Source organism: Paenibacillus rhizophilus (genome assembly GCF_003854965.1).
Lineage (GTDB): Bacteria > Bacillota > Bacilli > Paenibacillales > Paenibacillaceae > Paenibacillus_AQ > Paenibacillus_AQ rhizophilus.
In genome coordinates, this window is the sequence record NZ_RQPI01000010.1 from 153218 (window position 1) to 163859 (window position 10642).

General features: G+C 54.1%; 7 protein-coding genes and 1 rRNA gene. 6 read left to right on the forward strand and 2 right to left on the reverse strand.

What is annotated here, in order from left to right:
- Nucleotides 1-91 precede the first annotated feature (91 nt).
- The 5 genes from ligA (at nt 92) to EH198_RS17075 (ending at nt 7114) form a co-directional block, all read left to right on the forward strand.
- On the forward strand, nt 92-2116 hold the full coding sequence (ligA, locus tag EH198_RS17055) for an NAD-dependent DNA ligase LigA (RefSeq protein ID WP_124696723.1): 2025 nt from the start codon (nt 92-94) through the stop codon (nt 2114-2116).
- A gap of 297 nt (nt 2117-2413) precedes the next feature.
- The gene (locus EH198_RS17060; protein WP_124696724.1) at nt 2414-4135 is read left to right on the forward strand and encodes an alkaline phosphatase; all 1722 of its coding nucleotides are present in this window, start codon (nt 2414-2416) and stop codon (nt 4133-4135) included.
- Nucleotides 4136-4147: 12 nt separating this feature from the next.
- Complete coding sequence (locus tag EH198_RS17065) at nt 4148-4864, forward strand: ABC transporter ATP-binding protein (RefSeq protein ID WP_124696725.1); 717 nt, start codon at nt 4148-4150, stop codon at nt 4862-4864.
- A complete protein-coding gene (locus tag EH198_RS17070) occupies nt 4861-6072 on the forward strand; it encodes an ABC transporter permease (protein ID WP_124696726.1) in 1212 nt (403 codons plus the stop codon). The genes EH198_RS17065 and EH198_RS17070 overlap by 4 nt, the downstream gene beginning before the upstream one ends.
- A gap of 16 nt (nt 6073-6088) precedes the next feature.
- Nucleotides 6089-7114, forward strand: a complete 1026-nt coding sequence (locus tag EH198_RS17075; protein WP_246014382.1) for a hypothetical protein — start codon at nt 6089-6091, stop codon at nt 7112-7114.
- A 63-nt stretch (nt 7115-7177) separates the two neighbouring features.
- Here EH198_RS17075 and EH198_RS17080 read toward each other — a convergent pair whose 3' ends face one another.
- Both EH198_RS17080 and EH198_RS17085 read right to left on the reverse strand, forming a co-directional pair.
- Nucleotides 7178-8446, reverse strand: coding sequence for a molybdopterin-dependent oxidoreductase (locus EH198_RS17080; RefSeq protein ID WP_124696727.1), 1269 nt, complete (start codon nt 8444-8446; stop codon nt 7178-7180).
- A 180-nt stretch (nt 8447-8626) separates the two neighbouring features.
- The gene (locus EH198_RS17085; protein WP_124696728.1) at nt 8627-9883 is read right to left on the reverse strand and encodes an MFS transporter; all 1257 of its coding nucleotides are present in this window, start codon (nt 9881-9883) and stop codon (nt 8627-8629) included.
- Between the two features lie 408 nt (nt 9884-10291).
- Here EH198_RS17085 and EH198_RS17090 point away from each other — a divergent pair.
- Nucleotides 10292-10642, forward strand: a 16S ribosomal RNA gene (locus EH198_RS17090); the annotation flags it as partial.

The following is a 10642-nucleotide window of genomic DNA, read 5'->3' on the forward strand; positions in this document are numbered from 1 at the left end:
GCGGGCCATCGGCCTTGGGTTAAGGAACCGGTTTTTGGCTTAGGCTGAACAATAAAGAAACTATTCGGGATGGCGGAGGGATGTCTCAAGCATGGACGCAATGCATACGATGGAAGAGCTTGTGGCGGAGCTGAATAAATATAATTATCACTACTATACGCTGGATGCGCCGCTCGTCAGCGACAAGGAGTACGACGCGCTGTACGACAAGCTCGCCTCCCTTGAGGCCGAGAGCGGCTTTGTGCTGCCCGATTCGCCAACCCAGCGCGTCGGCGGCGAGCTGCTGAAGGGCTTTGTGCCGCATCGGCATCTTGCTCCGCTCTGGAGTCTCGATAAGGCGCAGAACATTGAACAGCTCCGCAGCTGGAACGCCCGGGTTCTTCGGCTGGTGAACGACTATAACAGCAAGAATCCCGAACAGCCTCTTTCGGAGCCCTGCTATGCCGTGGAGTTGAAATTCGACGGTCTGACGCTGAACCTGACCTATCGTGACGGTAGGCTGGTTCAGGCTTCCACACGGGGCAACGGCGTTACGGGTGAAGGCATTTTGGCGCAGGTGAAGACGATCAAATCCGTTCCGCTGACGATTCCCTTCAAGGAAGGCGTCATTGAGGTTCAGGGCGAGGGCATCATGAATTTGTCGGTGCTTGCCGACTATAACCGGGCGGCGGCGGAGCCGCTGAAGAATGCGCGCAACGGTGCGGCCGGAGCGCTGCGCAACCTGAATCCGAAGCTGACGGCGGAGCGGAGGCTGAATGCCTATTTCTACAATGTTGGCTACTCGGAAGGCATAGAGTTCCATGATCATCGGGAAATGATGCAGTTTTTACGCGACAACCGGTTCAAGGTTAATCCTTATTTGACCTATTTTGACAACTTCGACGAAGTGACGGAGCAGTTGGCTGAAATTGAGGAGGGCCGCTCCAAGCTGGATTACCTGATCGACGGCGCGGTCATCAAAATTACCGATTTCCGTATTCGCGAAGTGCTGGGTTATACGGACAAGTTCCCCCGCTGGGCGGTCGCCTACAAATTCGAGGCGGAGGAGACGACCACCGTTCTGGAATCGGTAATCTGGAATGTGGGCCGGACCGGCAAAGTGACGCCGCTGGCACGGGTCGAGCCGGTGGAGCTGGCCGGCGTTACTGTACAGAACTGCACGCTTAACAATGTCGGCGACATTGAGCGGAAGAACCTGAAACATGCGCTCGGGACGCGCGTCTTCATCCGCCGATCCAATGACGTCATACCGGAAATTCTGGGGAAGGTGACGGAAGAGAATGATGGCGGGGAGATCATTTTTCCCGACCACTGTCCGGCCTGCGGGTTTCCACTTGAAATGCGGGGAGCACATCTATTCTGCAACAACAAGCTGAACTGCAAGCCGCAGATCGTTGCGAGAATTACCCATTTTGCATCGAGGGACGCGATGGACATCGAGACCTTCAGCGACAAGACGGCGGGGCAGCTGTACGAGGAGTTGAAGGTCCGCGAGCCCGCGGATCTCTATGAGTTGACGCTGGAGCAGCTGGTGAAGCTGGAACGGTTCGGCGAGAAGAAGGCAAGCAATCTTCTTCAGGCGCTCGAAGAGAGCAAGGGACGGGATCTCGCTTCCTTCCTGTACGCGCTGGGCATCCCGAATACCGGCAAGGCGACGACCAAAATGCTGGCCGATCACTTCCGCAATTTGAACGCCGTTATGACGGCGAGCGCGGAGGATCTGTCGGCGCTGCCCGATATCGGCGGCATTGTGGCCGAGAGCATCGTTTCCTTTTTTGCCGATCCGTTCGTGGTCACAGGCATCCGCCGCCTGCTTGATTTGGGCGTCCAGGCCAAGGCGCCGGAAGCTCCGGCTCCGGTCGCAAGCGATTCCTTCTTCAGCGGCAAAACGGTAGTCCTGACCGGAACGCTACACCGGTTGACCCGCGAGGAAGCGGCGGAGAAGCTGGAAGCGCTGGGCGCCAAAGTGACCGGCAGCGTCTCGAAGAAGACCGACCTCGTGATTGCCGGAGAGAAGGCGGGCAGCAAGCTGGCCAAAGCGCAAACTCTCGGCATCCCGGTCATCGAGGATGAGGAAGAATTGCTCCGGCTGCTGGAGGGCGGAACGCCGTCCTAAAGTGCAGGGGCCATCCCGCGCTGCAGGATTCAAGCGAAGACTAAAGATACGCTACCTGATATTTCGGTAGCATGCCGTGCGGATTACCACCGTTTCTTAAGGCGGTTATCGATGCCGTGCTGGCAGTAACGATCTATAGAAAGTTAAAGACCCGTTCGAAGGGGATTCCTTCGAACGGGTCTTTTTTGAGTGCGTTCAGCCAATATTTAACCCAAGTCCGCCCATATCTTTACATGGAGCAAATACTCTCCCCTTAGACTATGTTTGATCACTTACTACTGGGAGGGTAAATAAAAAATGAACAAAGGTCTGAAAAAAGTTGCAATCAGCGGCTTGGCCTGCCTGATACTTTCTGCAGGAAGCTTTGCCTATGCGTCACAAGGTTCTTCCAAGACACAAACGGCTGCAAAAGCCCCGTCGAAGAATCTGATCGTCCTGATTGGCGACGGCATGGGACCCGCGCAAATCTCGGCGACGCGTTATTATGAACAGTATAAAAAAGGAGTCAAGCATCTCAACCTCGACCCTTACTATGTTGGACAAGCGACTACCTATGCGGATCGCGGCGAAGACGGCGGCAAAGTGGTGTCGGGTGTCGTAACGGACTCCGCTTCCGCGGGAACGGCTTTTGCCACAGGCCATAAGACATACAATGCGGGTATCAGCGTATCTAATGAAGATGCGTCCAAGCCTTTCGCCTCTGTTATTGAAGCGGCGGTAAGCAGCGGCAAAGCGACGGGTCTCGTAACCACCGCGCGGATTACCCATGCAACGCCTGCCGTATACGCATCGCATGTCCGCAACCGCGATAACGAAGCGGCCATTGCCTCCCAGTATCTGGAGAGCGGAGTGGATGTGCTTTTCGGCGGGGGCAAGCAATTTTTTGTGACAAAGGATGAGAAAGGCAAGCGGTCGGATAAAAATATTCTGCCCGATTTCAAAGCGAAAGGGTATACCGTTGTCGAGAGCACGAGCGCACTGAAGGCTCTTCCGGCTTCCACAACCAAAGCGCTGGGCCTGTTCGGCAGCTCCCATGTCGCCTATACCCCGGACCGTACAGCCGAAATTCCAAGCCTGGCGGCAATGACTTCGTCCGCGTTGAAGATTTTGTCCAAGGATAAGGACGGTTTTGTCATGATGATCGAAGGCGGCCGGATCGACCATGCCGGACATGCCAACGATTTTCCGACACTCGTGCAGGAGACGCTTGATTTCGACGCCGCCTTTAAGACTGCGATTGAGTTCGCCAAGAAAGACGGCAATACATCCGTAGTCGTGACCGCGGACCATGAAACTGGCGGTTTGTCCCTGTCGCGCGACAATATCTATGAGCTCAATATCGACCTTTGGGATAAGCAGAAACATTCTTCGGAGTCCATCGCAAGTAAACTTGCCGAGGCCAAGACTCCAGAGGAAATCCGCAGCATTGTAGCGGAAAATACCGGCTTTACCGATCTGACCGACGAAGAGGTGCAAGCAATCCTGGCAGGCGATGGTTCCTCTTACAAACAAGAGGGCGCCTACAATGCCGTTATCTCCAAAAGACTGCTCGTTGGCTGGTCCGGACACGGACATTCCGCCGTTGATGTCGGAATATGGGCATACGGTCCAATCGCCAATAAAGTGAAAGGCCAAGTGGATAATACCCAGATCGCCAGAGCTTCGGCAGCCATTGTAGGGGTCAATCTGGACAAGAGATCTTCTGAGCTTCAATCGAAATATGTGTATCCGAAATTCAAAATCAATCGCGAGAATGAAGTGCTGTATCCTGTAGCATCGCTGATTAAGGCCCTTGGAGGAAGCTACAGCAGCGGATCATCCGTCTCGAAGGTCGCTTTTGGCAAAAACACGCTGAATATCAACATGTCGGCTCTGACAGCTACTCTGAACGGCAAGGCTGTGTCTTTCACGGTAGATAACGATAACGGCACCGTGTATCTCCCGCTGTCCGCTTTCAGCCAGTTGACCGGCAAAAATCTGAAATGGGATTCGCTCTCCGAACGGATTGTCCTGCGCTAAGGGGGAGCAAACATGCTTCAAATTTCCGGCCTGAACAAAAGCTTCCGAATTGACGGACGCAGTCTGCCGATTCTGGATATTCCCTCTTGGCAGGTGGAAAAAGGTGAAAAAGTGGCGATTACCGGACCCAGTGGGTCCGGTAAAAGCACGTTGCTCCACTTAATCAGCGGAATCGCGGTACCGGACAAGGGTGAGATTCACTTGGAGGGTCAGCCGCTGCACACCATGACGGAGGCGCAGCGGGATCGGCTTCGTTCACAGAACATCGGTTATGTGCTGCAGGATTTCCATCTGATTCCATCCCTTACTGCCAGTCAGAATATCGAAATCGCAATAAACACCGGCATTCCTGCGAAACAGAGGAAGACGCTCATCTCCGAGTGGCTTGAGAGGGTAGGCCTTCCGGACCGGGCGAAGCATATGCCTTCCCAGCTATCCCGGGGCCAGCAGCAACGGGTGGCGATTGTCCGCGCACTTGTGAACAATCCGCCGCTCTTGCTAGCGGATGAGCCTACCGGCAGTCTGGACTGGGAGACCGCCGATGAAATTTCGCGGCTTTTGCTGGATCTGAGCTCTTCCGGGCAGCAGAACCTGATTGTCGTCACACACGACTTGAACATGGCGGAGCGCTTTCCGAAATGTTTGGATATAAGGGAGCTGAACCGTGTTCGGAAGCATACTGAGCATCAAGCCGGAAGGGGCGGCGCATTGGAGGTAAGCAACGGATGAATCTTTTTTCATTGTCGCTGCGGAATATCCGCCATCGGCTTTTTCTCTCTTTTCTTACCGTCTGCGCGATCGGGGCTACCGTCGCTTTTATCGTCCTGTTCTCGCTTTTCCGGGACAGCGTCGAACAGGGGGCGGAAAAGGGATACGGTCCATTCGACCTTGTCGTTGGCGCACAAGGCAGCGAAACGCAGCTAGTGCTGAACACGTTCTATCATATTGGCGCGCCTACCGGGAACATTCCGGTGAACGTGCTGGAGCAGGCGCAGCGCGATTCGGGCGTGGACAAGGCGTATGCTATGACGACAGGGGATAATTACAATGGATTTCCGGTAGTCGGCATCGATCCGGAGTATTTTCTGACAAGGTACGGCGACCGAAAGATGAAAGAAGGGGCGCTGTATTCCAAGACGGGAGAAGCGGTTGTCGGATCGCATGTCGCCCAAACTCTCGGTCTGCATGTGGGTGATACGTTCACGGGCGCCCATGGACTTGTGGATGAAGAGGGGGCCGAGAATCATGCCGGTGAAGGAGATGCGGAAGAGCATTCGCATGAAAGCTTTTCATATACGGTTGCCGGTATTCTACCCACGCTTAACACACCGGATGACAGAGCGGTATTCACCACCGTCGATTATGCCTGGGCGGTTCATGAGCTTCAAGGGGAGGACCGGGAGATTACGGCCGTTCTGGTGAAGCCGTCAACCCTGCTTGGCGCGCATAATCTGAAGCAGACGCTTGATGGAAGCGGTGGAGTCCAGGCAGCCTACACAAGCAAGGCGGTGTCGGATGTAGTTGATGCGGTGGACCAAGGTTCTCGTCTTGTCAGCTTATTGGCCGGACTGTGTGTACTCCTCGCCGCGATCACGATTCTATTGTCCTTGATCGCCGCCGCCGGAGAGCGGACCAAAGATGCCGGTCTGCTGCGGCTGCTGGGCAAGCCGAAGAGTTATGTATGGATGTCGCTTATTAGTGAAGGCTTGATTCTGACGCTAACCGGGCTCGCCGCTGGCTTCCTTGCGGGACACTTGGCCGCACTGATCTTTAAAGAAATGCTCTATGCCAAAGCGGGAGTTAGACTAAACCCTTATCTATGGAACGCCGATCACGGCTGGATTGCTGCGGGGACGATTGCGATCGGGATGCTAGCCTCGCTGATTCCCGCTTTCCGAATGTACCGGCTCCAGCCGCTCGCTTTGTTTAAATCTTAGGAGGTAAGCTACGCTTATGAAGACAAGACAAAAGTTTCTGACCGCCGCGGCTGTGTGCTTCACCCTACTGCTGTCCGCATGCGGCAAGGATGGGCAAGAGACGTCGGCGTCTTCGTTTTCGTCGGTTCAGAACACCTCTGTGTCCACTGAAGAACAAGATAATTCCCAGGTGAATGAGGAAAGGAAGGCAGCGGGAGACTTCGCTGCCGCCGGGAATTCCGCTTCTCCGGAGGTTTCACCGGACGCCGCACCATCCCCGGGTTCAGCGACCGCTGTTATCGGCTCTGCCGCACCCTCTCCGGTGCCGTCAGCCTTGGCTTCTTCGCCGGATGCGAAGCAAACGCCGGTGAACAAGACAGAGGCAGAGGCATCAGATTCGGCGTCAAAGAAGCAATCGGCCGAAGGAATGCCTTCCTCCGGAGGACAGAAGGCAATTGCCAGCTCCAAGCCTGCGGCTCTTCCCACCCCAAGCGCTGCCTCCAAGCCGTCCGGTTCTAACCGGAAAGCGTCTGCCGCCGCTGCCCCTTCCCCTACCCGGGAGCCGGCTTCGCCTTCGCCGTCCGCTTATGCGGATAACAGCAGCAAGAAGGAAGCGGCAGCCTCCGCTGCTCCGCGCAATGCCGGAGAAGAGACGGCGGCTAAGAGTTCAAATGACGGGAACAGGGCAGGCGCGGAAACGATCGGTTGGTCGGAATTTTTTGACGGGGGCGACCAGACCCGGCCGTCGGAGCGTTTCTGGGACCTCAGCGAGAGCAAAAGTAAAGTGACCATCAAAGGCTTTATGGGCGAAGTGCTTTCTTTTGAAAAGCACTGGTTTCTGCTGATCCCTCAGCCTGGAGCCGAATGTCCTTTTGACAACGGGGACGAAACGTACTGGAACAAGATCATGATTGTATTTGTGCCGGACGATGTTAAGCTGAGGCATAAATCGGGTCCGCTGCAGGTGACGGGACGGCTTGAGGTGGGGATTAAGATCGATGAGTCGGGATACAAGACGATGTTTCGGCTGTACGATGCATCCTTTGAGGAAATTAAGGAGTAGCACTAGTTTAAATTTGGAGGCTTATCCGGGGAGAGATATCTTTCTTACGGACAAGCCTTTTTATTATATCTTCTCCTTCCCCGGCAGCCATGCATCGATACCGTAGCCCCGCTGTTCCCAGTAGCCGACATGGTCGCCTTCGATCAGTTCAATGCGATTGAGCCATTTCACCGATTTGTAAGCGTACATTTGCGGAACGACAAGCCGAACGGGACCGCCCAGTTCATTGGAAATCGGCTTGCCATCGTGCATAACGGCGACAAGTACATCGTCCATCCGCGCTTGCTCCAGGGTTAGCGAATCAGTGTAAACACCGTCTCCGGAATAAAATTTGACGCTAGTGGCTGTACTCTGCACACCGGCCATCTCCATCAGCTTGGCAAGCGGGATGCCTTCCCATGTATTTTTATAGACCGACCAGCCTGTGATGCAGTGGAAATCGCTCACCTGCACCTCCCGCTGGAGCTTGACGAATTGCTCCCAGTTCCAGTTCAGCTTGTTGTCCACCAGACCGTCGACCTTAAAAGACCAGTTGGAATTATCGAAGGAGGGGATGTCCGTCACCGTATAGATACGGAAATGCCCTTCAGCGCCTCCGCCGATAGGCGGGGAAGACTGCGGCAGCGGAACGGGGTCGGGCAAGAGCCGGTTGGCATTGGCCGTCGCAGACTCTCCAGTCGAAGGCAGCTGCAGCGACCGGCCCATCCAGCGGACAAAAGTAGGTCCGAGCGTGACCGCCAGCCCTGCGCCGACGGCGACTTTTAAAAATCCGCGCCGCGTATAAATAGGCTGGGGATGCTGGAGCCCTTTTTCCACTCTATTAGAAACTGCTGAGTCGTTGGTTTCTGGTTCCGGCCGAATCGACCGCTTATCCGGTTCTTTAAGCCAGCGGGTGCGGGTAATCGAATGATAAATGATGATCGGTAAGCCGATCCAGGTGAAGAGATCATGCGCCAGCAGCGCGGCATTGGCCGCCCGCGGGCCGAAGACTTTGAACAGCCAAAGTATGATTCCCGATATGATCCAGCCGAGCAGCAGCGTAAGAACCGTGATGACATTGGCTTTTTGCGAAGTCTTTCCCTTTAGCAGTTTCCAATGCTTGGCCGCCAGCAGCAGGTAATAGGCAACCGGAACGAGCAGGGCCAACCCGGCAAGAATATGCCCCCATTTCAGCCAGACTCTGCCTTCCCCAAGCCATTCCCTCCAAAATGCGCCCAGCAGCATCAAACCGCTAACAGCCAAGAACAGCACTAGCCAGGCGTTCCATGCATGAATGGAGACAAGCTTTTTTCCATAACCTTTCCGGATGCGAGCAAGCGCCTTGTTTGCCATTGCATCTCCCCCTTTCTGAAAGACCAGTCGATAATTCAAGTTTTAATTAATTGTAACGCAAAAAGCGAGTGTTGAATAATACGCTATTGAAATGCAGCAAGCCGACAGCAAAAAGACTCATCGTCCTCTTCTAAGGGAGGTAGATGAGCCTTTACCGAAAAAGCAATACACCCTCAAACGTTACTCTGCCGCCCATTCCTCCAGCTTGCCGTCTCCCGGAAGAAGCAGGGCAAGAAGTCCGAGAAGCGGCAGAAAGCCACAGGCGATGAAGACGCGCGTGATGCCGATTGCATCAATCAAATGGCCAATGAACAGCGAGCCGATCCCGCCGAGTCCGAAAGCCAGTCCGGTAATAAGACCGGAGACGGTGCCGATATTACCCGGATACAGCATTTGAGCATAAATAACCGTGACCGAGAAGCTGGATAAAAGAACGAATCCGCCGATCAGCAGCAGCACGCCTGCCCAAAACTGGCTTGCGAACGGAAGTGCAAGCGCGAACGGCACGGTTCCGACCATGGAAAGAAGGATCAGATTCCGCCGTCCGAACCGGTCGGCAAGCGGACCTCCGAAGAGCGTGCCGACGGCGCCGGCAGCCAAGTACATGAAAATATAGTTCTGAGCATTGTCCAGCACCAAACCGTATTTCTCCATTAAATAGAACGTATAGTAACTGCCGATGGCTTGACCGTACCACGAACGCACAAACACGATTATGACCAGAATGACGGTTGCCTTCAGAATACTTTTACTCCTGGCCGGGTCTATTGCGCGGGAGACGGTTTTTTTGCGGAACGTATAGCCGGCATCCAGCATCTCCCGGTACCACCGGGCCACATAGGTCTGCACCAACACACCGGCGGCGGCGATAACCGTAAAGCCCAGTGCGCCAATCTGTCCGAACGGGATAAACACCCATTTGGTCAGCAGCGGACCCAGAGACTGTCCCGCATTGCCTCCGACCTGGAAAATAGATTGGGACAACCCCTTTTTCAGTCCTGCAGCCATATGCGCAACACGCATGCCTTCGGGATGGAAAGCGGCGGAGCCGAAGCCGATCAGAATAACGGAGAGGAGCACCAGCACATAATTATTGGCATAACCCAGCAGCAGAACACCTGTTAAGGTGCTGCCCATCCCGAGCGGAAGAAGGATTGGACGCGGATGGCGGTCCGCGGCGTAGCCGATGACCGGTTGTATAACCGAAGAAGTGACGTTGAGCGCGAATGATATCCATCCGACCTGGGCGTACGAAAGCAGCATATTGCTCTTGAGGATCGGAAAAATCGCCGGTATCACCGCCTGAATGGAATCATTGAACAAGTGGACGAAGCTGACGGCAAGGAGTATTCGGTAGATTGTGGCCTGCTGAAGATTCCGCTGCTCTCCGGCCGCCAATTTTGACGGGGCTAATGTAGACGAAGATTGATTTCTCATAACAGCTCCTTTCCATATTAAACCGGGCAATCGATATGGATTAAGATAACTCTTTTTGCTGCTTTACCGCAATGAACATTCCAGGAAAGATGAGAGATTGACCGCTTAACACCACTGCAAGAAAAAGAAACGATTTGCTTTTTAAAAAAAGGGTTGCACATTTTCTGCAGGCATGATATATTATTTCTTGTCGCTCGCGAGGTTGTGATGAAGTTGAAAATCACGATTGAAAAAAAGAGTTGACGAACAGAAATGAATATGTTAATCTATAATTCCTGTGCATGAGACGAAATATTCAAATGCAAGGTACAAGTTCTTTGAAAACTGAACAAATGGAACACGTTAATTTTTAAGATTCATATCAATGAATCGTCAGTTTCAAAATGAGCGAATCGCTCTTTCAATACTTTATTGGAGAGTTTGATCCTGGCTCAGGACGAACGCTGGCGGCGTGCCTAATACATGCAAGTCGAGCGGAGTATTTTGAAGAGCTTGCTCTTTAAAATACTTAGCGGCGGACGGGTGAGTAACACGTAGGTAACCTGCCCCTTGGACTGGGATAACTACCGGAAACGGTAGCTAATACCGGATAAGACCTTCTGGTGCATACCGGAAGGCGGAAAGGCGGAGCGATCTGCTACCAGGGGATGGGCCTGCGGCGCATTAGCTAGTTGGTGGGGTAACGGCTCACCAAGGCGACGATGCGTAGCCGACCTGAGAGGGTGAACGGCCACACTGGGACTGAGACACGGCCCAGAC

What these genes read in the sequence shown, in the direction of transcription:
- ligA (WP_124696723.1), top strand. Translation starts at nt 92, where the DNA reads ATGGACGCAATGCATACGATGGAAGAGCTTGTGGCGGAGCTGAATAAA.
- EH198_RS17060 (WP_124696724.1), top strand. Translation starts at nt 2,414, where the DNA reads ATGAACAAAGGTCTGAAAAAAGTTGCAATCAGCGGCTTGGCCTGCCTG.
- EH198_RS17065 (WP_124696725.1), top strand. Translation starts at nt 4,148, where the DNA reads ATGCTTCAAATTTCCGGCCTGAACAAAAGCTTCCGAATTGACGGACGC.
- EH198_RS17070 (WP_124696726.1), top strand. Translation starts at nt 4,861, where the DNA reads ATGAATCTTTTTTCATTGTCGCTGCGGAATATCCGCCATCGGCTTTTT.
- EH198_RS17075 (WP_246014382.1), top strand. Translation starts at nt 6,089, where the DNA reads ATGAAGACAAGACAAAAGTTTCTGACCGCCGCGGCTGTGTGCTTCACC.
- EH198_RS17080 (WP_124696727.1), bottom strand. Translation starts at nt 8,446, where the DNA reads ATGGCAAACAAGGCGCTTGCTCGCATCCGGAAAGGTTATGGAAAAAAG.
- EH198_RS17085 (WP_124696728.1), bottom strand. Translation starts at nt 9,883, where the DNA reads ATGAGAAATCAATCTTCGTCTACATTAGCCCCGTCAAAATTGGCGGCC.